Here is a 25626-nt window from a genome sequence, read left to right as displayed (position 1 = left end):
CCTCCGCGCCGTTATACAGATAGAACGAAACAACGGAAAGGGGGCCCGGCAATGCAAGGAGTGCTCGTTTTCAGAAACCTCGACGAAGCGGAACGGTCGGGCTTCCTGTTCTTCGATCGCCAAGGCGGTACGACGCTCGTCCGCAAGATGACTGCCCGCGGTTGGGCACTCGCGTTCGTGCAATCGAACCAAACGAACTAAACGAGGTTGTCACCGCGCTAACCTGATGGGGGTTCGCGAAAGGCGGTCGGCCGCAAAGGCCGGCTCTCTTTTTTGTGCGCTCTTGCTGGAGGTATGCGCGCCGTCGTGTAGGAACGCAACGGCTCTTTTCGCTCGGGGACGTTGGGGGGACCACCAGTGGAAGTTTCGCCGTACATATTTTTCGACGGGGATTGCGAAGCCGCGCTGACGTTTTATAAAGATGTGTTCGGCGGCGAGATCGTCGACCTCATGCGCGTGAGCGACACGCCCATGGCCGCGCAGATGCCCAAAGATCAGAGCAATCGCGTCATGCATGCGACGTTCAAAGGCCCCGGAATCAACTTCATGGCCGCGGATGGCCAGACCGGAGAATCGCGCACGAAAGAGCGCATCTCGATGTCGATCGGAACCGGTGATCTAAACGAAGGCGAGCGCATCTTCAAACGGCTCTCCGAAGGCGGCGACGTGACGATGCCGCTTGCAGACCAATTCTGGGGCGCGCGATTCGGCCAAGTCACTGACCGATTCGGCATCGATTGGATGATGAATATCGCCAAGAATTAAATCGGCGGACCGTAAAGGTCCGCCCAACAATGGGAACGCCGCAGAGGTGCAGGGTGCAAAGCACGAGAGCGGCGTTCGTGTCCTGAAACGCAATTCGAGCGTCAGGGGTTCCGTAGGTCGACCGATTCGATCTCGTCATAGCGTACCGATCCGGCTGCGGGCACCGACGCGAAGAGCACGAGCCGGCGGACGGGCATTTCCACCGAGGAGGGGAGCGCCGGTGCGTCGATCGGCGAACGACCGTCCGATCGGGCGATCGTCACGTGCGCGATCGCGTCGTCGTCGAAGCGAAAGCCGAGTCCGGTGAATTCCGAGCGAACCGCAGCTGCGGTTCGCGCGAACCCGTCCGCCAGAGACTCTCCGCCGACATACACCGCACGCGGTCGGCGCAGATTCGGAAAGGCGCCGATCGCTGCGAGGCTCAGCCGGAACGGTTCGCACAACGCGGCGACTCGAACGAACGCCTGGCGCGCTTCGGCAACACGAGGTTCGGCGAGTTCGCCCAAGAACGCAACCGTCACGTGCCAGTTCTCGTGGCGAACCCACTTCAATGAGACGCCGGTGCGAGCAAGCCGATCGGCGGCATCCGCGACGAACGCTCGGGCGGCCTCATCCAATGGAATACCGGCGAACAACCGCACCGACTTATATCAGGCGAAGCCCGGCGATGTTGATCCCCGCAAGCACCATCGCTGCGGCGGTCAACAAGGCCGGCCACATCGTCCGATTCTTCACGCGCCGCTCGGTTCGCATGCGGGACCGGTCGCTCCCCCGGTTGCTTTCACGTCCCGTTAATGCGGATGGGCCATGCAGCCGTTAACGTATGGTAGAGGAGAGGCGCGTGCGCGGCATCGCGACCGCCGAAAATGGTGCATGGAACAACTCGCAGCTTCTGGGCCGTCGGAAAAGCAATGGATCCTCATCGTCGAGGACGACGAGAAGATCGCGCGCGTCCTTCAGCTGGAACTGGAGCACGAAGGTTTCCGCGTCGAGATTTGTCATGATGGCGCGAGCGCGATCGAACGCGCGTTGAAGGGCCCCGATCTCATCGTGCTCGATCTGCTTCTGCCGCGCATCGACGGCCTGGAAGTCTGCCGCCGCGTCCGCAGGCATTCGTCCGTCCCCATCATCATGCTCACCGCCAAAGACGCGGTGCCCGACCGCATCGCGGGGCTCGACACCGGCGCGAACGATTATCTGACGAAGCCATTCTCAATAGAAGAACTGCTAGCACGCATCCGCGTGCAGCTGCGCTCGCATGAGCCCGGCGCACGCACGTTGAGCGCCAAAGATCTCGTGCTTAACCGCGATACGCACGAGGTGACGCGCGCCGGCAATTCCATCACGCTCACGGCCAAAGAATTCTCGCTCCTCGAGTTCTTGCTCATGTACCCCAACAAAGTGCACACGCGCGACGAGATCTTCAACAGCGTGTGGGGATCCGATTTTCTCGGTGAGTCCAATCTCATCGACGTTTACATCCGGTACTTGCGCAATAAGGTCGACGAAGCCACTGAGGACAAGCTGATCCACACGGTCAGAGGTGTGGGCTACGCGCTCCGTACCTGAGATAAAGCGACCGCCCTTCTTCTCCAGCCTCCGATGGCGCATGATGGCGTGGTACGGGGGACTGCTGCTCGTGCTGTTGGTGGCGTTTTCGGTCGTGGTGGACGCGGGCGCGAACCGCTACATGATGAGCAGCACCGCAGACCGCATCAACGGCGTCACGCAGCAGATCGAAGCGGTGACGCGCGGTGAGCGCAACGAGCCGTTCGGCGTGGTCAGCGTGCGCACGCTCCTTTCGGACGAGTCCACTTTGAACACGTTCGCCGGCGCCGGCCTGTTCGTCGAAGTGTTCACGCCCGGCAAACAGCTGTTCCCGATCGGGCGCAGCGGCAATCTCAGCGGATTTGACCTGCCGACATCGGGCTACATCCCCTGGCGCGCCCCCGGCGGGTTCGGTGATGGATGGGGAACGGCGAGGACCGACGTGGGGCCCGTGCTCGCGCATTGGATCACGATCAACGGCCCGCAAGGTCCGGAGGTCGTCGTCTATGTCGCCGAGTCGCTGACGCTCGTCCAACAAACGATCGCCGCGTTTGGCGTGTTCTTGCTCATCAGTATGCTGATCGCCGCGATCGCGGTGATCGTGACGGGCACGTGGCTTGCCCGTACCGCCGTCGCGCCGATCAACGAGATCGCGACCGCCGCGCGCGAAATCGGCGGCGAGGATCTCGCCAAACGTCTCAACTGGCAAGAACGACGCGATGAGCTCGGCGTTCTCGCCTCCACCTTCGACGAAATGCTCGGGCGATTGGAGGCCGCATTCGCGCGTGAACGCCGCTTCATCGCCGACGCCTCACACGAACTGAAAACACCGCTCACCGTCATCAACGGCAACGCGCAAATGCTGCAACGGTGGGCCGATCGCGATCCCGCGCTGCGCGCCGAAGCCATGGAGACTATCCGTTCCGAGAGCGCGAGCATGGCGCGCGTGATCAATGCCATGCTGACGCTCGCCAAGACCGATGACGCGGAAGCGCTTTCGCTCGAGCCGGTTTCGCTCTCAGCTGTGCTGCACGACGCAAGCGCGGCGCTGCGGCCATCCGCCGAACGGAAGGGACTGGCGCTCGAGGTGCGCAGCGATGCCGACGCCACGGTCAGAGGCGAGCCCGGTCTCTTGCGTCAGCTCATCACAAATCTCACGGAGAACGCGATCAAGTTCACGCAGTCCGGTCGCGTCACGCTCACGCTCGAACGCGTCGGCCCCATGGCCCGCATAACCGTGAGCGACACCGGTCCCGGCATCCCCGAAGAAGCGTTGCCGCACGTCTTCGAACGATTTTATCGCGCGGATCCAGCGCGCTCCCGCAAGGTAGAAGGCACCGGATTGGGCTTGGCGGTCGTACGCAACATCGTGCGCGTGCATGGCGGTGAGATTCGCGCTGAAAACCCGCAAACGGGCGGCGCTGCTTTCGTCATCGAACTGCCGGTGCTGCAGAATGGCGCGTGATCAGCCCGTCCGCACGGCTGCTGACGTCCCGGCGAGCAGCAGCAGCGCTGCCGCTGTGATGAGAGTTGTTCGCAGCCAGTGCGTTTGAAGTATGCGGTGCAAGTACGGGCTGCGAGCTCCGAGTGGATCGGCGCTTAGCGCGGCCTGCCATCGTCCCCACGTCAGAGCAGTCAAGACCAGTGAGAGCGCTTGGCAACCGAAGAAGCCCCACATCGCCCACGACGGCAATTCCGCTGGATGATACCAAAAGAGTGCGATTGATCCGGCTAGCGCAAGCGCCACAGGCGCGAATACCCAGTAGGGTAACTTCTTCCAGTGCGTCTGCTGAACGCGGTGGAAATCGGCGCCGATGTGCTGCCACGAGCGGAAGATATCGACCTCATGCGCCCAGATCGTGCCGACGTTGTACCATGCGAGCGCGAGGCTGATGAGAAGAACCGTCACAAAACTCGGTTACCCGCGTTGCCCCTCAGCAAACTGGCAGAGCGGACCGCCGCCCATAGTGGTCCCGGCCGCCGCAAGCGTTCTCACCAGGCCCTCATCTTCAGTTCACAGCGGGTTCATGCGCAGGGGACGCGCGAGGCGTAGTGTGAAGGTTGGGGAAGTAGCCGCAAGCGCCCCCCGCACCTACGGACATGCCACTTAGCAACCGCGGCCTCGCGCCGCTCGCCGCCACGTTCGCCGCCGTCGTCACGCTTTCAACGGGCGCCGCCGCCTGGGCCAATCAAAGCACGCCGCTCAGCGGCGCCGGTGTAATCACGATCAAGTCGCCCGAGGCAAACGTGACGGTGCTCGTCGGTAACCCGGGCGAAGTGCGCATCGTCGGCGACGACAGCGTCATCGTGACGCACTTCGCAGTTTCGGCCGATGCCGACGGTCACATCGTCCTGCCCGGACTGAATCCGCGTCCAGCGGCAGGCGCGAGCCCAAACGGCAATGCGAACTCCAGCAACGCGACGGTCGTCACCGGACGACCGGGACTCGGCCAGCGAAGCTTTACGATACCGGGGCTGCAAGACGGGAGCGACGGGCTCAATATCGTCAACCCGGGTACGACCGAAGTAACCGTCTACGTGCCGCCGCAGGTCGCGGCGCTCTTTGTCGGCGGCGGACGTGGTGACGTGAGCGTCAGCGACACGCGCGGCGGATACGTCATCGTCACCGGACGCGGCGCGATCAATCTGCAGAACGTCGCGGGTCGGGGCTTGGTCCGTTCCGGCATGGGTCCGATCACGCTCAACGGCGTCGGTGGGGCGATCGGCGTCGAGACTCTCCACGGCGTGGTCACAGCGCGCGAGATGGCGGTGGCTCGAGCCGACGTCTTCACGCAGACCGGCAACGTCGATTGGCAGTTCTCCTCGCTTGGCCGCGGCGGCTACCGCTTCAATTCGCGTCGCGGCGATATTCGAGTGGGACTTGCGCCCGATGCGGCGGCGAACGTGGACGCGCAGAGCGAGACCGGCGATGTATTCAACACGTTCGGCCGTCCTGACAGCGATATCCATTTCCTCAACCGCCACGCGCTCTCGATGGCGCTGAACGGCGGCGGCCCCGAGATCAACGTCTCGAGTGGTTTCGGTCGGGTCACGATTTCGCCGCACCGCCCATTCCGATGATGTAACGGCTGGTTGAAGGGGTCGACGCCAGTCGGCCCACGTTACTGGTTGAAGGGGCCGACGCCAGTCGGCCCGCGTTATGTTTGCTCGGGCTACTGGATGAAGGGGCCGACGCCAGTCGGCCCGCGTTACGTTTGCTCGGGCCCGCTTGCGTCGGCCCCTTCAACAGAGGTCGGCGCCACGCGCCGACGCGAACGCCCGTGCCGTGGTCGCTCGCCGCTTCGCCTTCGCCGCAGCCGTCTTCATCGCGGCGTGCACCTTTACTATAGGCAGATCGTCGGCGTCGGATCCGACGCCGGCGCCGACGACAGTCGCCTCACCCGCCGCGTCGCCGAGCGCGACTACCGAACCCGGACCGACCAACTCGCCGGCGACAACGCCGTCGCCGTCGGCCACGGTCTCGCCTACGCCGTCGCCCTTACCCTCAGCGTCGTCGCTGCCGACGCCGCCGCCCTCACCGTTGGCTTCGTCGCTGCCGACGCCGCCGCCGCGCCCGATTCCGCTGCCGCCGGCAAGACCGCGCGACGCCACAGGCATCAACGTCACAGCGCCGCCCGTGATCGTTCCTTCGCCCGGACCCTCGCCAACGGTGCCCGCCGCGCTCTGGCTGGCCGCGGCGGATACATCAACGATTCCGATCGATGTCCACGACGGCGTCGTCTTCATGCCTGTCGTCGTCGACGGGAGACGGCGCACGTTCTTGTTGGACACGCGCGTCAACACCGCCATCGATTACTCGATGTCGGAAACTCCCCAAGAGCGGCTCATCCTTGGAACGTTGCAGATCGGAGACGTCCGCCTGACCAATTTGGTGGTCGCCCCCGAACGCATCAAGCCGTTCGCGTTGACGTATCTTGGCGCGGGGGCGGAAGGCACGATCGGCTGGGATTTGCTCTCGCGCTTTCCCCTCACGATCGATTATCTGAATCATCGCCTCACCCTATATCGAAACTCGGCTAGCGCTGAAAATGCTGCGCTGCCATCCGGCGCCGCCCAATTGCCGCTGCGCCTCGCAGGCGGTGTTCCGGCGGTGACCGCGCGCGTGCTCGGATCGGCGGACGGCACCTTTGCGCTCGACACGCTGGCAACGACCGAGCTCGTAGTAAGCAACGGATTTGCGCGCGCACATCAGCTCGAAACTTACGGCCGTTGGGTTGAACCGCCGTGGCTCGCTGGTCCGACCGGCGAAGCCGCAGGGCAGATGGGTCGCGTTCCGTCTGTGACGCTCGGACAGCTCAGCGTGACGCGGCCGATCACGATCAGCGCCGGTCCGATGGACTCAAGCGCGTTACCGGCCACCGCGGACGGCGTTCTCGGGGCATGGCTGCTCGAGCGATTTGAGGTGACGATCGACGTACCCGGCGCAAAGCTCGTGCTTGCCCCGCCAAGCTCGGGCGCGATGGGCGCAATACCCTTTGATCGCAGCGGCGCATGGCTTGTCGAACGTGACGGTGCGGTCGAGGTGCGTGCCGTGCTTCCCGGATCGCCGGCTGACGCCGCGCGCCTGCGCGGCGGGGATAGATTGCTCGCGCTCGACGGGCATGCGATTCAAACTCTGGACGACGCGCGGGCAGCATTCGCCGGTGCGCTCGGCACGTCGATCGCCGTGACCTTCCATCGCGGATTTTTCCACCGCACGACGTTGCTCACGCTGCACACGGTGATGTGATGACCGCATGGTGAGGATCCGCGACCTTTCTCACATCCGCATCGAACTGCTCTCGTTTGACAGCGCGGGCGGCGTCGTTCGCGGTCTCTTCTATCACACGGGGAGCAAAGCGACGTGCATCGTTCTGTGTCACGGGTATTCGTCGTCCAAACATAACGTCGATCCACTGGCGTTTCACCTCGCAGCGGATGGATACTGCGCGTTCGCATTCGATTTCTTGGGCCACAAGCTTGGCGCAAGCTCGGGCCCGCTGCGCACCGGCGCCGATCTCATCGAAAACGCGCTCGACGCGGTCGCATTCTCTCGATCGTTGCCCGGCGTCACCCGAATCGTGCTCGGCGGTCACTCGATGGGCGCCGCGGCGACGATCGGCGCGACGGTTCGCTCCGAAGCGGTCGAAGGTGCGATCGTCATGGCAACGTCGCTGCATCGCGGCAACGTCTTGACCAACGACACCATGCTTTCTGGTCTGCAGAACCGCGCCGCGTATGTCGACGGCGCGTCGCCGTCGGCGATTGCAAGCGAGATGGATGCAAGCACGGCGCGGATAGCCGAGATCGCGCCTCGACCGCTGCTCGTGATCGCGGGCAGCCGTGACGGGCTCGTCGGCCCGACAGCGGTGCGCGAGCTATTCGACGCAGCGGCAGAGCCGAAAACGTTTGAAATCGTAGATGCAAATCATACCGATTGCGCCGAGCGTTCGCGTTTTGTCATCTCGCGCTGGCTGAAGGCGCGCGGGTTCGGTGCCCCGTAGTACAACGCACGGTCGTCGGGCGGACCTTTATGGTCCGCCGGTTGTAGGGCGGACCTTTATGGTCCGCCGGTTGTAGGGCGGACCTTTATGGTCCGCCGGGCAAGCGTTGCTTGCCCTACTACGAGAATTAGGAGACCCATGAACATGCGCTCTCGCCTCGTCTGGATCGCGCTTCTGACCTCCGCGTGCGGTATCGTCGCTGCGACATGGGTCGCGCCCGAATCAGCGGCTCGCGCTGCCGTCAGCGCACGCACAACCCCGGTGCCGGCGATATCCGCCACGACGCTTCCGGCGTTGCCGCAGACACCAGCGCCGCTCATGACCGCGCCTCCCCCGGGCGCGCCGACGCCGCCTCCGATCACAGCCCCGCCCGGCTCCGTCATACAGGTCACTGGGGCGGTGGCGAATCCCGTGGTCCTCACGCTCAAAGACCTGCAAGCGATGGCGAACACGACGTTGACGATGCGCGTCCTCGATCCCGACGGCCGCCGCCGCATCCACATCTTCACTGGGCCGCTGCTGAGCGACGTCCTCGATCGCGCGAACCCCACGACGTCAACCGGCGTCGACATGGCGACCCACGCGTTCGCCCTGGTCACGGGCACGTCGGGCGCCTCAGCGATCATCGCCTTTGCCGAATTCAACAAAGACTACAACGCCAAACGTATCGTGCTCGCGTACGAAGAAGACGGGCGGCCGCTGCCCGGCAACGGGATCAGCGAACTGATCGTGCCTGAAGACGCAACGCAAGGCCGCTTTATCATGGGCGTGACGACGATCGACGTGGGAACGCCGTAACGCAGCACATGACGGCCGTCGTCGAGGCTCGTCGCGCCGCCAAGAACTTCGGCCACGTCGAGGCGCTCCTTCCTACCGATCTCACGATCGGGCAGGGCGAGATCGTCGCACTGCTCGGCCCGAACGGCGCCGGCAAGACCACGTTCATCTCGCTCATGCTCGGCGTGCGCAAGCCGACCGCGGGCAGCGTGACCTTGTTCGGTCTCGATCCGCGCGACCGGCGCGCGCGCTCGCGATGCGGCGTCATGCTGCAGGAGTCAGGCGTGCCGGAATTCTTGCGGCTGAGCGAGATCGTCGACCAGTTCCGATCCTACTACGCCGCGCCGCTCGCGCTCGACACGACGCTCGAAATGGCGGGTCTCCAAGACAAATCCGCCTCGCTCATCCATACGCTCTCCGGAGGACAGCGACAACGTATGTATTTCGCGCTTGCGATCTGCGGCGACCCGCAAGCGCTCTTCCTCGACGAGCCGACGGTGGGCATGGACGTGGAAGCGCGGCGCAACTTCTGGCGGCGGCTTCGCGATTTCGCGGCTGCCGGGCGAACGCTGCTGTTGACCACGCACTACATCGAAGAAGCCGATGCCGTCGCCGATCGCATCATCGTGATCGACAAAGGCCGCGTCATCGCCGACGCGCCGCCGCGCGTGCTCAAGGCAAGCGTCGAAAGCAAGCGCGTGACGTTCGATGCTTCGCGGCAGATCGGTGAGGCAGAGTTCGCCGGTCTGCCCGTTCGGCGCATCGTTCAAGAAGACGGACGGGTGTCGATATTCACGGCCGATCCGCAAGCGCTGCTGCGCGGGCTGTTCGCGCGCGGTTTTGATCTTCCAAATCTTGAGGTTGTGGGCGCTTCGCTCGAGGACGCTGTCGTGGGACTGACCGAAGTGCGGCATGGCTGAGGCACGCGCGGTTCGTGTAGCCCCGCTCTGGCCCATGATCGTCGCGCAGACGCGATCGGAGTTCTTCCGACTCATCCGCGTGCCGGCATTCAGCATCCCGGTCATCGCGTTCCCGATCATGTTCTACGCGCTGTTCGGGTTGCCGTATGCACACGAGCACATCGACGGCATCGCTGTCGGGAGCTACGAAGTCGCGTCGTTCGGCGCGTATGCCGTGATCACCGTCGCCCTCTTCTCTTTTGGCATCACGGTCGCAAATGACCGCGGCAGCAAGACCACGCTGCTCATGCGAGCCACGCCGCTAAGCCCGTTTGCGTATCTCGTCGGCAAGACCATAGCAACGCTCGTCTTCTCTGCGATAACCATCGGCGCGCTGTTTGTTTTTGCTGCCGTCACCGGCGGCATTCAACTGCAACCGCTCTTATGGATCGGGCTCAGTGCGCGGTTGCTGCTCGGCGTGTTTCCGTTCATCACGCTGGGCTTTGCCATCGGTTATCTTGCGGGCCCTAACTCTGCCGCCGCTATCCTGCAGCTGATCAGCCTGCCCATGTCATTTGCGTCGGGGCTCTTCGTACCGGTGGACGACTTGCCGGCATTCGTGCGCTCGATCGCGCCGTACTTGCCCGCATATCATTTCGGCCAGCTCGCGTGGGGCGCCATGGGTGCGCCGGTCGAACCGATCGCGACCACGACAATCTGGCTTGCTGGTTTCACCGCGGTTTTCGCGGCGATCGCGCTGCGAGCGTACTATCGCGAGGAAGCGAAAAGCTTCGGCTAGGTCCTGTTGGGCGGACCTTTATGGTCCGCCGACGTTGTTGGGCGGACCTTTATGGTCCGCCGACGCTGTTGGGCGGACCTTTATGGTCCGCCGCCGGAAGCGTGAAATGAACTTCGAACCCGGCTGCCGCGTTGCACGCCCAGACTCTTCCGCCATGCGCTTCCACGAGTTGCTTCACGATAGCGAGACCGAGGCCGGCGCCGCCCGTTGAGCGCGCGCGCGATCGATCGATCCTATGAAAACGGTCGAAGATCGCGACGAGCTCTTCATCGTCGACATGCGAACCGGAATTGAAGACGACCGTCTCGATCGACCCGCTGACGCGATTCGCGTTGATTTCCACCCGGCCGCCGTCGGATGCGTAGTTCACGGCGTTTGCGAGCAGGTTCTGCACGATCTGCCTGAGGCGGTACGGATCGGCGACGACCACGGCATCGTCGGGTACGTTGCGATCAACAGTCAATGCCTTTCGATCGAGCGTTGCTCGGAACGCGTCGACCGCCGCGGTCACAACAGGGCCTACGTGCAGCGCGGCCAGGTCGAGACGCAGCGCGCCGGCGTCAGCCAGGCTTAGATCCTGCAGATCCGAGACGAGTCGTTCGAGCAATCGGCTCTCCTCGGCGATGGATTCGAAGGAAGCGGCATCCGGCGCGATGCGACCATCCTGCAACGCTTCGATATGTGCCCGGATGTTCGTGAGCGGAGATCGGAGCTCGTGTGCGATGTCCGACACGAGATTCTTTCGGAGCTGTTCCAAGCGCGCGAGGTTCCCGGCCATCGAATCGAACGATTGGCCGAGCGCTGCGATCTCATCGTGACCGCGCAGATGCACGCGTGCGCCGAAGTCGCCGGATTCCATGCGGCCGGCCGCAGCCTGAAGCGCCCGGATAGGACGAAGTATCTGCGCCGAGAGCACGAGGGCGGCGCACAACGCCGCGAAAACGCCCACCGCTGTCGCTGTCCAAATCGATTCCCGCGCCCGGGCGGCAGCCAGAGCCGGCAGCTGCGATGCGGCGCCACGATCGGATTGCGGCAGCGCAAATATCGTAGCGACGATCGCACCCGACTTGTCGCGGATGTCACCGATGGCGCCGCGAATGATGAGTCGCGTCTCAGCGGCCCCTCCCGCGTCGCTGTTCGATGCGATCTGCAGCTCGTCTCCCTGACGCGTGATGCGAGCGTGCGCAAGCGCCGATGACGATGCACCAAGCAACGCTCCGGACTTGGAGATCGCCACAAGACCGACGTGGTGTTCGTTTCCCAATGACCGCAGCTCGCCGCTGAAATCGGCGACACCGTGCGAAGCATAGTACGTCTGCAACTGACCGCGAATCGCTTCGCCGGCCATGGAAGGTTCGGCAACATCCATGTTTTGGAGCAGCTCCGTCGTCGCACGCGACGAGAACGCGCCGACTGCGCCGAGCGTGACGACGCTGACAAGGGCGATCACGAGGAAGAGCCGCAGGCGCAAACCCGTCATGTGCGGCGGCCCGTGAACCGATAGCCGATACCGGAGACGGTCTCGATGAAGCGACGCCCGCCATCATCGCCGAGTTTTTTCCGGAGGCTGGCGATATGGACGTCGATCGTCCGCGGCGACCCGTCGAAATCCACGCCGAACGCCGATTCGATGAGACGATCTCTTGAGATAGCGGTGCCCGCGCTCCGACAGAGCGACTCGAGCAAAGAAAACTCGGTCGGCGTCAACCGGATGTCTTTGCCGTCAACCCGGAGCAAGTGTGAAGTCCCATCGAGTTCGAGGCCGTCGAACGTGAAGAGTCGGCGGCGCCTCGGTTCGCTGTCCGCTGCGCGGCGCAGTACGGCGTGGACTCGGGCGACGAGCTCGCGCGGACTGAAAGGCTTGATCAGATAGTCGTCGGCCCCAGCCGTCAATCCGGTGATGCGGTCATCCTCGGTCGAGCGCGCGGTGACCATGATGATCGGGATCTCGCTCTCCTGACGCAGCTTCGCGCACAGCGCAAGGCCGTCGAGCTTGGGAAGCATGAGATCGAGGAGCATGATATCCGGATGATGCTCGAGCGCAAAGGCGAGCGCAGCGGGACCTTCGTTCGCAAGCGATACCTGAAATCGTTCGGCTTCAAGATAGAGCTTGATGATGCGGGCCGTCTTGGGATCGTCCTCGACGACGAGGACATGCGGCCGAACACGCGACCTCACCTGACGTTCACGAATGTGCTCTCATAGCCCAAGCCACGCGCGGATCTGCGCATCGACGGCCTCGGCGGACGGTGGATCGTAATTTGAGAGGACGACGATGATATACCCGCTTTGCGGATCGATTTCCAGCGCCGCATTGCAACCGGCGGTGCCGCCGGCGATCCCAATTCCCGGGCCGAGCACGAGCGCGGTTCCGAGGGTGTTCAAAAGTCGGCCGCCCTCGAGCGCGCGAGCGAACTTCAAGAGGTCGAGCGACGTCGAATACCCGCCGCCGGCCGACGATCCGCGAGCGGGCAATTCGTAGATGTTGGACCGGAGACCACCCGGTGTCTGCGTGTACCCCGTCGCGACGCGCGTGACTGGATCGTCGACGTCATACCAGCCCGAGTCGGTCATGCCGGCAGGCGCGAAGATATGACGTTCGACGTAGTCGTAATACGAAGTACCCGTGACGCGTTCGATGATCAGCCCGAGCACGACGTAGCCGCCGTTCGAGTAGAGGTGCGCCGATCCGGGGGCAAAGGCGAGTGGCCTTGTGCCGAACAGCGGCAGGTAGTCCTGCAGCGAGCGAAACCGATCCTTTGGCGAGCTGTCGAACTCGGCGCCGAAAAAATCTCCGATCCCTGACGTCATGTCGACGAGCTGCTGCAGATCGACGCGCCGCGCGGCGTCGTGATTGGGATACGACGGCAGAAGAGAAGCGAGCTTGTCGTCGTAGTGAAGCCGGCCGGCCTCGACGAGCTGCTCGATCGCGATACGCGTCATGAGTTTGTCGATCGAACCGAGATTGAATCGCGTCGTCAGGGAGTTCGGGATGCCGAATGGTTTGTTCGCCGACCCGTACGCGTTGCCAAAAACAGTTGATCCGTGATGTGCGACAAGGACAGAACCGGAAAATTTTCCTTCGCCAGTTCTCGTCTTGAGAAAGGCGCGAAGCGCGACGCTGAGCTTGACGTCGTCTAACGTGTGGTTGACGGATGGAAGAGGCGGAACGGCGCCGGCGCCTATCCTCACGCCAAGACCCGTCACGCGCTCGAGGGGCGAGCCGTCGAAGCGAAAATCCATTGTGACGGGATCGCCGCTGCCTCCCCGAACTTCGATGGTCAATTCCGCGGGACCACCTGAGAGAACACGGAGGAACTTCAGCGACTTCAGATCACCGCGCATCCTTTGGTAGAGCGCGATCTGATCGGCGTTCGTGCGCGCCGCTATTGCTTGCGCGGTCATGTTGGCTTTGACCCATGCCAGCATCTGTGCTTGGCCGGCATTGAACGCGACGACGTATGAGCTAACGCGCTGACCCATCGGCCCTGCAGGCAGCTGAGACGTGTCGGCAAGAGCGCGGCAGGCGAAAGCAAGTGCGATGAATGCTGCGGCAAGAAATTTAAAACGCATGATGGTTTCTCTCCCTCAAGCGGAAGAGTACATCGTGCGTGTTAAGATTATGTTTGTATCGTTACCGCTGAACGATCTGGCTTTCGCCGCTTCGCATGCGCCGGCCGAAGGTCCAAAATGTGTGTCCGCCGGCCGCTGGGGTCTGACGCGTGACCGGCACGAGCTGTTCCTCGGCTCCGAAAACATCGTCGAGTATGCCGGTGATCGCCTTGCAGCCGAGCCACCAGAAGGCCGCCCAAAGAACGACGGACGCGATCCTGCGAAGCATGCCGACGAGGCCGTTATGATACTCGCGCACGCGATAGGCCGTCGCCCCGTCCAGGTTCGCGAGCTTCGCACGGACGCGCGCGAGCTTTGTCGCTAGCCGGGCTTGTCTTTTGATCAACCGTGCGCCGATAGTCTGTCCAACCACAGGAAACTCCCATCAATTCGAAGCGGAGCTGCTGCAGAGCATACCACCTCGCGAGGACTTTGTTGCATAGCGACCCCAGGTGCGCCCTTCGCGAACTGGGCCACGGACCGGGAAGGCCATCTTGGCGGCCAAAGCGCGCTGGTTTCGGTCACACCCTTCAACTCCGGAAGGTCGACGCCGCTCCAAGCTCATCAACCTCGTAGCGATGGTGCGACTTCGGTCCCCACGTTCCCGCTGAAGGGAAATCGCAACAGCGCACCCACAACGCTGATGACGGAGCGAAGTCCGCGCCGCGTTTCCGTTCGGTGTCTTTCGACAATAGAAACCATCACGGATGAATGGCGCAAGCGGCAACTCTTGGGCGGCAACGACGATTGCGAGATCGCCGGCACAAATAGTTATATCTTTCGGCCTTGCAGTACACTAGAGAAGTGGCGCTAGAGATGTCCGCTCGGTCCTCGAATTTGCAGGGCCAAGCGGGTCATGCTATAATCTTCGACTGGACCCGTGGGGATGTAGCTCAGCTGGTAGAGCACTTGCTTCGCATGTAAGGGGTCAGGGGTTCGAGTCCCCTCATCTCCACCATTGGAACCCGCGTCCTATAAGGACCGCGGGTTGTTTTTTTACGTTCGATTTCGCTGATCGAGTTCTATTTGGAGCCTAACTTTAGCCAATGGCCTCAATTCGCGAGCATTTTTGCAATTTATCCACGGCATCGCGTTGAGTGCCGAACGTCTAAGCAGCCGCTATCAAAGTTCACGTCCTCCCATCTGAGGGCCAATATCTCACCCTGTTGTAGATCGCTTCGCGCATCGCTTTGTTCGAAACGAGTGGCCGGGGAAGCGGTTGCCTCAGGTGTACTTTGATCCCCGTGGGTTAAGCCAAAATCCACGTGAGCGTTCAGTGTTACATGCGAAGGTGATTGTTGCCGACCTCCGCAAGGCAATTGTTACCTCAGCAAATCCAACTCATGCAGCCTACCAGCGGAATATTGAACTGGGCATCGTCATCGACGACGTAAGCGTCGCTTCGCAAATCGAGCAGCACTTTAGTGGATTGATATCTGAAACCGGTACCGTTCGATCCTCCGCTAGAGGCAATCCGGATTCCGCATACCTGGTCGCCCTAGTCAAATTGCAAAACGTCTAGGTTTCATATCCCGACCATCTTGTTTTTCCGATTAAGTTCTCGATGCGACTCCAGTTCACTGAGTTCGCCATGCTGGGAGCGTCCCGGGTCAGTCGGTTAATTCAATCAGTTAAACTCTGCACTGCAAAGTGCCGTCTTGCAGTTTCGACAACGCTGAACTTAGGGGGTGTGGAGCAGCGCCAAGGCGCATAACCGTTAGCGATTAACCACTTACCAATTACGTGACTTACGATCTCACGACACGTAGAACTCCAAAATGACTTCTTATCGATATTCACTTCTACCGTAGCTTGCTCTGGGCCAGGAAGATCTACAAGGACCGTTTTCCACGCGCGGGAGATATGGCGGTCACGGTCGGCGGCTTCGATTTTGAAGCCGTAGCCTCCACCAGAACGAAGATGACTTCCGTTGTTCCATGCCGTCCAAATCATTTGTTCTCCTTGCCTATGTTCGCGCCGGGACCGCTCGCACGGGTTCTTCAACTAGCGTATCAGCAGCGGGTGACGCAAGCTGTCTCTCGAGAGCAACGAACGCGTCCACGACGTCAGTTGCCTGGTACACTTGTTTCCGCTTACGCCCCACCACCGTTGGCACGATAATCTCTGCAACTTGAAGCCGCTGTATAGCTTCGTTAACGCTCGAGGCACTAGCGCCAGTCATTTTCTGCGCCTCGGCAATGGTGAGGATCGGTGTGCCGGGCAACAGTTCGATGATTCGGAGCGCGACGGAGTGTTTCCGCACGCTACCTAGGCGGCTACGCCAGCCATCTTGGATTGCGCGAATGCGTTCTTCAAAGACAGCCGCGTCGGCGGTTGCACGCTTACATGCCGCCGCGAACTCACCCAACCATAGGTTAAGTCCTTCGCGCGCTTTTGGCGAATCGGGTGCTCCCTCGTACCGCGTCGCGGTCAAACCTGCGACATAGTCGCGCGCGCGCGTCGCCAGGATGAGCGAAACTGGCGGGGAGACGCCAGTTGTAAGCTTTCGGCGCCGGAAGATCAAGTGAATCAGAGCGCGGCCGACTCGGCCATTGCCATCGATGAAGGGATGGATGGTTTCGAATTGAGCGTGTGCGATCGCTGCCTGCGCGACAGCTGGAAGTGAATCGCCGTTAGAAAAAGCGCAGAGATCTGTGAGCAGTTCGTCGACCATTTCCCATGGTGGCGGGATGAATGCGGCAGAACACGGATTGTACGAGCTACCGCCGATCCAATTTTGCTGCGTACGCGTTTCTCCGCCATGTATAGCGAGTGAAGTTGGCGCGAGCAAACGTCGATGCGTTTCGCTAATCAGCGCTGGCGTGATCAACTCTCCGTTGCTTACGGCGTGAATGGAGTAGGCCATTGCGTCGATGTTGGCGAGAACTTCGGCAGCGGTGATGTCGCGTGGCTCATCCCCGTATCGACGCGCAGCGTCAGCCTTCAGTAGTCGGCGGGGGCCAATCTGCAACCCCTCAATATGCGAGGAAGCGACCGACTCCGCGCGTAGCAGCAGCCGGGCAAGTGCTTCAGTATCGACCAGCGCCGTCGCCGTCCGGTCGAGTTCGATAATTGCTCGCTCAGCGTCGGCAACGTCGGCCGCCTCGGTTCCCCCTATGGAAAAGGTTCGTGCCGTCAGTAAATCAGGGATGTAGACGTGATAAGCGCCGCCTTGCCGGGCGCTGCGCGGCAACCCAATGGCGTCTGGTGCAGGCGTCCAGATACGGTTCTCAAAATGACTCATAGATTAATTTTGATTTTATACATGAAGCCATAATTGCGCAATATATAATTACGGTTTTTTACCAAAAACCGAAAATATAAGGCTAAATTCGGCATCTAAGCGTACCAGACTTTAAGGACGCCGCTAGGGATATTCCAGATCACGGGACGAACGCATGGTCTGTGCGCGTTGGTATGTCGAGATTCGGCTTTGTTGCGGGGCCAGGGCTAATGGCACTAATCGGCATCCTGCAAACAACGTATCCGAACACTGTGCCATATCCTTGGGTCTGGGTCGTTATCAATCTCGTCGCTGGAGCCACTATCGGGTTCTTCGCCTATCGCTACGTGGCTTGGAACGACGACAGGATAGATAAAATACTGGAGTTCGCACCCAAAGCTAGGAGTGAGTTTAGCATTCAGGAGAGAGCGGCTGAGGCGGCCGTGCCGTCTGAAATCGACGCCATTGATGCTGGACGCACGCAATCCATTTGCACGCCAACCCCCGCAACCCCAGGCAGTAAAGCCGAGATTCATATTAGGGACCTGAGCAATCAGCACGAGTCAGATGTCAAGGTCGCCGCACGTGCGAGGGAGGTAATCGATTCGCTTCCCCGACCACGGAGCCTTCGGCAACAGGCATTCGATCTCACAAGGGCGATGCAAGACGTTCTAAAAGCGGTTCATGGCAGCCTCGACGCCGACTCCTTCGTAGCGCCCGAGGTTTCGAAGGTGTTTACAGCGCGGTTGCTTGCGGTTAAGAACAAGATTCAGAATTTCTTGCGGCGAGACATACTCCGCCACGACGCGAAGTTTCCGGTGACGGTTAAACGTATGGCGATGTTCTTGGACGACGTGCAGCAGGCTGCTAACGATCTGCGAGATGACATTCCGCCGGTACCGTAACACAGCTTTACCGTCTGTTCAGTTTCCGTTTGGACGCTTCGGCCGTTCGAGTCGAACTATTCGACTTCGCGCTCGGGGATTCAACAAATAGTCGCAATGTCGGCGAGCACTACCTTCGGATTCCACCGCATTATTGACGGGTTAATGGTTGACGGCTGGCGCAATCCGATGCGGGATATTATTATTGTACCGTCGCGTTTCGAAGGTCGCGCGCGCCGCTTGCAAGGATCGCCTCCAGAGCAACTTCGCTTAGGCGTACAGCGGATATGTCGTGCCCGAGCGAAGCAATCGTCTTGTCAACGCGTGCCAAACTGAAAGCTTCTCTGTAGTCGCTGGCTGCGACGATTACTGGATTTTCACGCGTGCCCCTCTGCGCGACCGCGTAGATATAGCGCGCGCCTCCATAATCACATTTCGGTGTCTGTGTCGGCGCTTGCGGCAGGAGGAACGCGCTCGGATTCGCGAGCACTGCATCGACCTGCGCTCGCAGCGCCTCAAACGCTACAGGTGCAGTCAATGCGCGCAGGCGCTGTTCCGAAATTGATCTGGCAGACGCAAACCGCTCTTTCAACGTATCAGTATGCACAACGAAGAATTGCCACTGTTGCATGTCAAGTACGTTCGCGCTCGGAGCCTCAAGGTGCGCGAATAGGCAAAAAACGAATGCGTCCGCCACATAGCGCGGGTCACTAAAGAGACCAGTTTCTTCGTCCCATTGTTCGCGTTCACCGATACCGAAGATAGGGCGCGAAAGGGACCTCTGCTTCCAACTCTGCAGATAGGAGCTGGATTTGACCTCAATCCTATCGTTGCCATACAACAAGTCATAGCCTGTCCACCCGACGCGCATCTGATCCGCAATGCCCAACGCTGTGGCGACGACGTACTCCGCGAATATCCCGCGCTGCACGTTCTCAAAAAGGTCCGAGGACCAGCGCCAGAAGTCCACGATCGTCTTTCCACTGTTGCCGATGTGCTCGTCACCCCGGAAGCGGCGGGCTATTACCTGTAGCTGGCTGACGTCCTCCATGGCTGGCGCTTGTGACACGGACTCGCTTAATCCTGGACAGCGCATTTGCCGCGAACAGACCAGGATCGGCGACGGTGGCCCATGGACCGACTTACTGAGTCCGAAAGCCTAGCGGCTTCCGTGCCGGAGCGGACGCCCACGACTGTAGCCAGACTGTAGCCAACTGGGCGTTTAGCGGCGAGTATAGGTGGATATTGGCGGAGTTGAAAAGCGGCGTCTTGCCTTGTTTCACGGCTTTTTACGGACATTGGCAGACAGTAGCGGAAAGTTTTGGGACTACTTCGCATGGCGTCAGGGGTTCGAGTCCCCTCATCTCCACAAACGTCGGCTTGCCACGCAGCGAACGGATGCGAAAGCTTTTCACCCGCGTCGATGCGATGCGCTGGCTCGGCCCAACCGTGGAGTTTGTAGCGCTCTGCGAGCGGCTTGGCATTCCGCGAGTCGCAGAGCGTGCCGCAGCCCAGCACCGAGCCGCAATGCCCCACAAGTAGTGTTTCCACGTATATGCCTACTGCGTGGTCAAAGGTATCCTTTCGTAGAGAAAGGACCTCAACCATGAAAACTCTCGCCAAGATCATGCTGCTTTCCGCCTGCCTGAGTCTGGCTGCGTGCGGCTCCGCGAGTCTGGCCCCAAATGCGGGGGCGGCTCGCAATTCGATTGTCCCGAGCCTGGGCGGTGCCGGCCCAGTCTGGCCCATGCAGGCGCAGACGAACGCCGTGGCCGGAACGATCTTCGTCGTGGACGCGGGCGCGAACGAAGTCGAGACGTTCCCCGCGAACGGCAACGGCAACATCGCGCCCAAGACCGTGATCGCCGGTGCGAACACGCAGCTCAACGGGCCGATCGGCATGGCGGTGAACGCAAAGGGCGATATGTACGTCGCCTGCAACGGCACGAACACCGTGAATGAGTACGCCGCCGGTGCGAAAGGCAACGCAAAGCCGATCCGCCAGATCTTCGGCCACAACACCGATATCGCCAATCCGATCGGCGTCGCGTTGGACTCGAAGGGCGAGATCTACGTTTCCACCGGCAACCAAAATACCATCATCGTCTTCGCGAGCAACGCGAACGGCAACGTGGCTCCGATTCGAAGGCTGCGCGGCAACTTCACGCTTCTTGCGGCGCCGGCTGGCATGGCAATCAATTCGAAGGACGAGCTGCTCGTCGCAGATGTGCAGTCGAGCGCGGTGACGGTCTACGCGCCGAACGCTGGCGGCAACACGCCGCCCATCGCTCAGATCACTGGGCCGAACACGGCGATCAAGCTGCCTTCATCCGTCGCGGTCGATACGTCGGACCACATCTTCGTGTCGAACGAGAGCGAGAGCACGCTTGTCGAATTCACCTCGACTGCCAATGGCAACGTCGCTCCGATCCGCGAGATCAACGGTTCGAAGACGAACATCGACCAACCGGCCGGCCTCGCTGTGGACAAAGCCGGAACGATCTTCGTCTCGAACCTCGCGAACAGCACGATCACGACGTATGTGCCCAAGGCGAAGGGCAATGCGCCGCCGGCGACCACGATCGCGGGAGCGAAGACGCAGCTGAACACGCCGTTCGGATTGTCAGAGCTCTAGAAATGCAGAGCGCGCCTTTACGGCGCGCCGAAAGACGGCAGACCGTAAAGGTCCGCTTCGGGGCCCGCGCTGCGGGGCCGCACTGCAGAGGTCCGTCGGCCAACGCTATGATCGCGAGAGCAGCAAGCCCAGTTGAACGCGCGATCGCAGATTCAATTTGCGCAACGCGGAGGAGATGTGCTTTTCGACGGTTCGCAGGCTGAGGTGCAGCGCCCGTGCGATCTCGTCGTTCGAATGACCCGACGCCGCTAAATCGGCGACCTCCCGCTCGCGCGGTGAGAGTATGGCGGCGGTGGCGTCGGGTCTCCCCTGTTCGACGCGGCGCACATCGCGAACGGCGCCCAGCTCGCGAAATACTGCCAAAGCGCGGTCGGTCTCGTTGGCCAGCTCGTAACCCAGCGCAGCCAGCCACGGCCAGCCGATGCCTTCAAACAGCTCCGCCGCATGACGCGCGCATTTTTGCACGTCTGCCTCGATGATCCCACGACGGCCGGCAAACGCCTCGAAGAGCGCAAGCCCCGCTTTGTTGACGCGATCGCCCGGTCGGGAAGCGGCTTCCGCCAGTTGAGCGCGCATCGACTTCACATCGTCGCTGCTGCCGAACTGCGCGCATGCAAGATACGCGAATAAGAACCTGTGCGGTGACGGCAGGACCGATGCAATGCGCGCGGCCCACGCTGCAGCTTTATCGACGTCACCGCGCGTTCCAAGCGCCCAAACGTACGGGCCGCCCAGGAGGCCGAGCGCAAGGTTCATGCCATGGGTGGCCGCATAGTGGAGCAACGGTTCCGCGTCACTGCGCCAAAGGCGAGCTTGATCGCCCGAACTCAGGCCGAGCGCGAGCTGAGCGGTTCTTACATGAACGAGGACGGCGAAGCCGTGGTTGAACTCGCGCACGCTTTCTTCGAGCAGCCGCGCCGCGGTGCGGAAGTCGCCGCGCAGCGTGTGCTCCAATGAGGAAGCGGCCGCGACGAGGCCCTTATTGGGCTCCCCGGGCTTGACGTCGCCGGGAATCGCCGCGCGAAATTGCTCACGAGTGATGTTCAACTCGCCCAGCCCGAGCGCATCGAGCGCGATCTGGCACTGGATGAAGCGTAGGCGCGAGCCTTTGTCGGGAACCTGGCGCGCCGCATGCATGGCCAGTTGCGTCTCGGAGCGCCACAGGTCGATATCGCCGCGCATCGCCGCCACTTTGAATCGCGTCAAATGCACGTGCGAAGCGGTCAGCGGATCGGCGACCGGCTCGCGTATGCCCGTGAGGAGCATCAACGCGGCGTCGAAATCGAGCGCCGCAATGCTGTTGTACGACAAGCGCGCGCGCAAGAGATCGAGTTCTTCCGGCGGCAGCTTTGTTTCAAGCGCATCGAGCGCGTCACGCACAATGCGTGTCGCAGCTGTCGGGTCGCCGGAATTGTATAACTGCGCGCCGAGCGCTGATATGTTTCGGGCAAAACCTTTGAGATCGCCGGCGCGCCAGTAGCGATCGCCCGCCTCTCGCAGTCGTTCGATGCCGATGCCGAGCTGGTCAAGGGCGCCGTATGCGAGACCCGTCTTGTGCAGGAGATTGGCAACGGCGGAGTCGGCGATGCCGTCCGCTGCGGCGCGCTCGTAGAACATAATCGCGTCAGCCGGCGCGCCGACGGCGAAGGCTTGATCACCCGCGAGCACCGAGTACGCCGCCGCGCGCCCGCGATTGCCTGCGCGACGCCAGTGATGCGCGAGCTCGACGCTGACCGTCGCGACATCGGAACGCTCCTCGAGTTCCTGCGCGATGCGCTCGTGTAGCGGACGAACGCGCTCGGCGAGCAGTTCGCCGTACAACGCTTCCTGCGTGAGGGCGTGACGAAACGCCACCGTGCCGGCGTCATCCGGTCGATCATAGATGATCTGCAGTGCCCGCGCATGTTCCAGCGCCTTGAGCGTCTCTTCGCGTCCTTCATCGCGTAACCGCAGAAGGCGCTCGACCGAAAAACGCTCGCCGAGAACGGCTGCCGTGGTCAGAATCTCACGTTCGCTCGGGGAGAGCATCGCCGCGCGTGCGAGCACTGCGGCGCGAATGGAAAGCGGCAGTTTCTGGGCGTCGCCGGCACCATGTGCAAGTGCTGCCTTGAGCAACTCTTCCAGGAAGAACGCGTTACCCTGACTTCGCCGCACGATGTTGGCGGTCACGGAGGCGCTGAGCGCGTCTTCGCGCGGCAGTAACGAGCCGATGAGCTCGCGACTGGACCGATCGTCGAACGGCGCGACCTCGAGCGCCGTCACCGAGCTCTTGCGCAGGAGGGACGCGACCTCAGCGAGGCGCGGATGCGACGCGTTGATCTCTTCGGATCGGTAGGTGGCGACCACGAGGCTGCGGCGGCGCGCGACGCGATCGGCGAGGTACGATAAGAAAGCGATAGTCGAACGATCCGCCCACTGAAGGTCCTCGATCAACAAGACAACGGTGCGGCGCAATGCGTGCCGCGCAAAAACGTCGTCAATCGCGTTGAACAGCGCTTCGACCGGCACATCGGGATTCGGACGCTCAGCGCTTCGAGCAAATTCGAGCTGATCGACGATGTGCGCGGTGGCAGCGACGTCTTGAGCAGACGCGCGAACCGCCAATTGGCTGAGAAGATCGTGGAGCGGCGACAGCGGGGTCTGCACGAATTCCACGCAGCGCGTGAGCACGCAGACCGACCTTGTGGCGGTGATCGAGGCTTGAAAATGCGAGAGCAACCGCGATTTTCCGACGCCGGCCTCGCCCGAAACCAGCAGGAAAGAGCCATGGCCGTCGGCGGCCGAGCGGCGTTGCTCGTCGAGGATGGCAGTTTCGCGCTCGCGCCCAATCAAAACAGCAATGCGTTTCTTTGAATGTGGCGCTTAGCGGAGGGGTTTCGAGTCTTCGTACGCGGGCCCGGGAGCGAGCGCGACAATGGCCTTCTCCGGTTTGGATCGATGGGGACGTCGGGTTTCATGCCGACGGTAATTCGAACCTCCAATACATAGGTGAGCGTATCGGCGCCGGTTTCATATGCAAATCAGTGGTCGTCGCACGAACAATACCTGATTTTCGACTATCCGGATTTATGCGACAAAGGATTAGCTCTAGGGCGAAGCGCCTGCAAGGCGCAGCAGCTGGCGCATATGCAGGTTCTCGATCCGCACGTATGCCTGTGCGGCGGTCTGGCAAAGCGTTTCGAGAACGTCGACCTCGTCAGGGTCGAGCTCCGTGCCATCACGATGAAGGCCATATAGAGCAAAGCCGCGCAGATCGTCGCCTTCAAAGATCGGAACGGCGATTGCGGGCATGACTCCCGGTTCCGCAATTTCTACCTTCGCACGTTTGCGCAGGTCGCGAAGCTCCAAACGGCGTCGCTCCGTCGCAAGGAAGCGCACGACGTCGTGCTCGCGTTCGAAGGAGGGCACGGCGCCGTTCCAACCCTGAGCCGAAATGAGCGAATAACGGTCGCCATTGAAACGGAACAGCGCGGCCATTGCGAGTTCGAGCCTTTCGTGAGGATCATCCACGACGGCTCGGTCGATCGTTTCTTCGCGCTCGGCGCGCAGAAGCGTGAGTGCAAGCCGTTTCAAATAACTCTCGGCCTCGTGTTTGCGCCGGTAGATGATAAAATCGACCGCATTTTCGATCGCACCGTACATACGGTGGAGCGCTACGCCCAGCGCAATCGTCACCAAAGCGTCGATCGCGAGCGCGATGCGAAGTCCATAGAGATATTGACTAGTAAGAAAGTCGACGACGGCGATCACGCCGACGATCAAGGTCGTGACTGCGCCGTAGACGACCGTGCGGCTAATGACAAACCGAACGTCGATGACGTGGCGCCTCAAAATAGCGTAGAGCAGCGTGATTGGCATTACAACCGTCAGCGTGCCGGCGAAGCCCGTAAACAATGCTGCTGACGGAAGCAAGCGCAGATAGTTTGCGATAACACCGACAACAATGCCGAAGGCTACCCAGCCGAAACGCGCGCGATCTGCCGGTCGCATCCCGGCCAACCGGCCCAAAGTCACCCCAACTACGGCGATAGCTGCGATGAGGTTCATGTTGCGGGTAAGCGGATCGCCAAAAAAGCCGGTCGTGACTGGCTCGTTGAGTTGCAGATCCTTGAGAACGAGCGCGAAAAAAGTCACGGCGCCGACCAACCAGAATGCCGCTCTGCGCCAGCCTCGCGGCAGCGACGAGTCCGGAAAAACAAGTGTGAAGAGCAAGAGCGACGCAGTGCTTGCGAACTGTCCAAGTTGAGTGGGGATCGTAAAAAGAAAGTAGCCCGTCGGCGATAAGGATGTGAGTCCATCGCTTGCTGCGGCCGCTGGTGAGGTAAGCACGCAGAACACGAAAAGCAGCCACGTCATGAGCGATGGCCGCATAATAACGAGCGCCGACCCGACAAAGAGGAACACGCCGTACGCAAAGACCCTTAAGAGGACGAACCCAGGTCCTCCGTAGATGTCTTTCGCTGGAGGCCCGGGCCGAGCAATGAATTCGAACGGTCTCTCGGTGCCGTTGCGGACGACGCAGCCCCGAATTGGTGACGAACTATATCCAGGCGATTGGAACGAAGGAAAGAGCATCTCGTAGTCGCGGAGATGAAGGCAGCGAATCGTGTCGCCGTCGCGCAATCCCGCCATTGCAGCGGGCGACCCAGGATCGACCGTAACATGGGCCTCTGCCGGAGTCGTTCCAAGTTCGCCGACGTGCACGCCGGTGTATGCCGACGGGTAGCCTGCGAACATCGAGGGGACGACGATCCAAAAAAAAGCGATCGAAACCCCGACCGTGATGATGGCGTTAACGACGCGCGGCATTACGACGACCCCAGAGATAGAACCATGCGTGGTGACGGTTGCGGGGGCCAACCCTCCGGCCCTTCACGTAGGCGGTCGCGGCGGCTTACCGCGGTGGCCCCTCATAGACACCTCCGTGACATCCAACCGGCCGACCCCTATCTGCGCGAATACGAGCGAACAACGGCGAAC

23 protein-coding genes and 1 tRNA gene are annotated in these 25626 nt (G+C 61.6%); 13 read left to right on the top strand and 11 right to left on the bottom strand.

Going from position 1 to position 25626, the window contains the following annotated elements; translation table 11 throughout:
- Positions 1–60: 60 nt before the first annotated feature.
- Together VKT51_11675 and VKT51_11670 are read left to right on the top strand one after the other, a co-directional pair.
- The gene (locus VKT51_11675) at positions 61–201 is read left to right on the top strand and encodes a hypothetical protein (protein ID HLJ84824.1); all 141 of its coding nucleotides are present in this window, start codon (positions 61–63) and stop codon (positions 199–201) included.
- Between the two features lie 156 nt (positions 202–357).
- Positions 358–765: a VOC family protein gene (locus VKT51_11670; GenBank protein HLJ84823.1), complete on the top strand. Its 408-nt coding sequence runs from the start codon at positions 358–360 to the stop codon at positions 763–765.
- A gap of 101 nt (positions 766–866) precedes the next feature.
- Here the strand turns inward: VKT51_11670 and thpR are convergent, their stop codons facing one another.
- Positions 867–1406, bottom strand: coding sequence for an RNA 2',3'-cyclic phosphodiesterase (gene thpR, locus VKT51_11665; GenBank protein ID HLJ84822.1), 540 nt, complete (start codon positions 1404–1406; stop codon positions 867–869).
- A 232-nt stretch (positions 1407–1638) separates the two neighbouring features.
- Here thpR and VKT51_11660 point away from each other — a divergent pair, with 232 nt between their 5' ends.
- Both VKT51_11660 and VKT51_11655 read left to right on the top strand, forming a co-directional pair.
- Complete coding sequence (locus VKT51_11660; GenBank protein ID HLJ84821.1) at positions 1639–2334, top strand: response regulator transcription factor; 696 nt, start codon at positions 1639–1641, stop codon at positions 2332–2334.
- Positions 2335–2377: 43 nt separating this feature from the next.
- Positions 2378–3778 (top strand): HAMP domain-containing sensor histidine kinase, encoded by a 1401-nt coding sequence (locus VKT51_11655; protein ID HLJ84820.1) that lies wholly within the window; start codon positions 2378–2380, stop codon positions 3776–3778.
- Here the strand turns inward: VKT51_11655 and VKT51_11650 are convergent, their stop codons facing one another.
- Positions 3779–4222, bottom strand: a complete 444-nt coding sequence (locus VKT51_11650; GenBank protein ID HLJ84819.1) for a hypothetical protein — start codon at positions 4220–4222, stop codon at positions 3779–3781.
- A 191-nt stretch (positions 4223–4413) separates the two neighbouring features.
- Between VKT51_11650 and VKT51_11645 the strand changes: the two genes are divergently transcribed.
- Positions 4414–5394 (top strand): DUF4097 family beta strand repeat-containing protein, encoded by a 981-nt coding sequence (locus VKT51_11645; protein HLJ84818.1) that lies wholly within the window; start codon positions 4414–4416, stop codon positions 5392–5394.
- Between the two features lie 162 nt (positions 5395–5556).
- Here VKT51_11645 and VKT51_11640 read toward each other — a convergent pair whose 3' ends face one another.
- Positions 5557–6060 carry a hypothetical protein gene (locus tag VKT51_11640; GenBank protein ID HLJ84817.1) on the bottom strand — a complete coding sequence of 168 codons (504 nt, stop codon included), beginning with the start codon at positions 6058–6060 and terminating at the stop codon, positions 5557–5559.
- On the opposite strand from VKT51_11640, the gene VKT51_11635 reads away from it, so the two are divergent.
- The 5 genes from VKT51_11635 to VKT51_11615 all read left to right on the top strand — a co-directional run bounded on the left by VKT51_11635 (position 6059) and on the right by VKT51_11615 (position 10292).
- Positions 6059–7063 (top strand): PDZ domain-containing protein, encoded by a 1005-nt coding sequence (locus VKT51_11635; GenBank protein ID HLJ84816.1) that lies wholly within the window; start codon positions 6059–6061, stop codon positions 7061–7063. The genes VKT51_11640 and VKT51_11635 overlap by 2 nt on opposite strands.
- Positions 7064–7073: 10 nt before the next feature.
- Positions 7074–7817 carry an alpha/beta fold hydrolase gene (locus VKT51_11630; protein ID HLJ84815.1) on the top strand — a complete coding sequence of 248 codons (744 nt, stop codon included), beginning with the start codon at positions 7074–7076 and terminating at the stop codon, positions 7815–7817.
- 144 nt (positions 7818–7961) lie between these two features.
- Positions 7962–8615, top strand: a complete 654-nt coding sequence (locus VKT51_11625; protein HLJ84814.1) for a molybdopterin-dependent oxidoreductase — start codon at positions 7962–7964, stop codon at positions 8613–8615.
- Between the two features lie 8 nt (positions 8616–8623).
- The gene (locus tag VKT51_11620; protein HLJ84813.1) at positions 8624–9514 is read left to right on the top strand and encodes an ABC transporter ATP-binding protein; all 891 of its coding nucleotides are present in this window, start codon (positions 8624–8626) and stop codon (positions 9512–9514) included.
- Positions 9507–10292, top strand: a complete 786-nt coding sequence (locus tag VKT51_11615; protein HLJ84812.1) for an ABC transporter permease — start codon at positions 9507–9509, stop codon at positions 10290–10292. Before VKT51_11620 ends, VKT51_11615 begins: the two co-directional genes overlap by 8 nt.
- Positions 10293–10341: 49 nt before the next feature.
- Here VKT51_11615 and VKT51_11610 read toward each other — a convergent pair whose 3' ends face one another.
- The 4 genes from VKT51_11610 to VKT51_11595 form a co-directional block, all read right to left on the bottom strand.
- Complete coding sequence (locus tag VKT51_11610; protein HLJ84811.1) at positions 10342–11772, bottom strand: ATP-binding protein; 1431 nt, start codon at positions 11770–11772, stop codon at positions 10342–10344.
- Positions 11769–12470 carry a response regulator transcription factor gene (locus VKT51_11605; protein HLJ84810.1) on the bottom strand — a complete coding sequence of 234 codons (702 nt, stop codon included), beginning with the start codon at positions 12468–12470 and terminating at the stop codon, positions 11769–11771. The genes VKT51_11610 and VKT51_11605 overlap by 4 nt, the downstream gene beginning before the upstream one ends.
- Positions 12471–12491: 21 nt before the next feature.
- A complete protein-coding gene (locus tag VKT51_11600) occupies positions 12492–13865 on the bottom strand; it encodes a serine hydrolase domain-containing protein (protein HLJ84809.1) in 1374 nt (457 codons plus the stop codon).
- 61 nt (positions 13866–13926) lie between these two features.
- Positions 13927–14250: a hypothetical protein gene (locus VKT51_11595; GenBank protein HLJ84808.1), complete on the bottom strand. Its 324-nt coding sequence runs from the start codon at positions 14248–14250 to the stop codon at positions 13927–13929.
- Positions 14251–14786: 536 nt separating this feature from the next.
- Between VKT51_11595 and VKT51_11590 the strand changes: the two genes are divergently transcribed.
- Positions 14787–14862 (top strand) — tRNA-Ala (locus VKT51_11590).
- Positions 14863–15870: 1008 nt separating this feature from the next.
- Here VKT51_11590 and VKT51_11585 read toward each other — a convergent pair.
- On the bottom strand, positions 15871–17148 hold the full coding sequence (locus tag VKT51_11585; protein ID HLJ84807.1) for a Fic family protein: 1278 nt from the start codon (positions 17146–17148) through the stop codon (positions 15871–15873).
- 209 nt (positions 17149–17357) lie between these two features.
- On the opposite strand from VKT51_11585, the gene VKT51_11580 reads away from it, so the two are divergent.
- Complete coding sequence (locus VKT51_11580) at positions 17358–18032, top strand: hypothetical protein (protein ID HLJ84806.1); 675 nt, start codon at positions 17358–17360, stop codon at positions 18030–18032.
- Between the two features lie 181 nt (positions 18033–18213).
- Here VKT51_11580 and VKT51_11575 read toward each other — a convergent pair whose 3' ends face one another.
- Positions 18214–19062, bottom strand: a complete 849-nt coding sequence (locus VKT51_11575) for a hypothetical protein (protein ID HLJ84805.1) — start codon at positions 19060–19062, stop codon at positions 18214–18216.
- Between the two features lie 555 nt (positions 19063–19617).
- Here VKT51_11575 and VKT51_11570 point away from each other — a divergent pair.
- Complete coding sequence (locus VKT51_11570; GenBank protein ID HLJ84804.1) at positions 19618–20646, top strand: NHL repeat-containing protein; 1029 nt, start codon at positions 19618–19620, stop codon at positions 20644–20646.
- A gap of 105 nt (positions 20647–20751) precedes the next feature.
- Here the strand turns inward: VKT51_11570 and VKT51_11565 are convergent, their stop codons facing one another.
- Both VKT51_11565 and VKT51_11560 read right to left on the bottom strand, forming a co-directional pair.
- On the bottom strand, positions 20752–23478 hold the full coding sequence (locus VKT51_11565; GenBank protein HLJ84803.1) for an AAA family ATPase: 2727 nt from the start codon (positions 23476–23478) through the stop codon (positions 20752–20754).
- A 255-nt stretch (positions 23479–23733) separates the two neighbouring features.
- Positions 23734–25455 (bottom strand): GAF domain-containing protein, encoded by a 1722-nt coding sequence (locus tag VKT51_11560; GenBank protein HLJ84802.1) that lies wholly within the window; start codon positions 25453–25455, stop codon positions 23734–23736.
- Positions 25456–25626: the final 171 nt, after the last annotated feature.

The sequence above is a fragment of the Candidatus Eremiobacteraceae bacterium genome, from assembly GCA_035295225.1.
GTDB lineage: Bacteria > Vulcanimicrobiota > Vulcanimicrobiia > Eremiobacterales > Eremiobacteraceae > JABCYQ01.
Note: the sequence above shows the minus strand (reverse complement) of the source record. Positions and strands in the feature narration are given on the sequence as shown.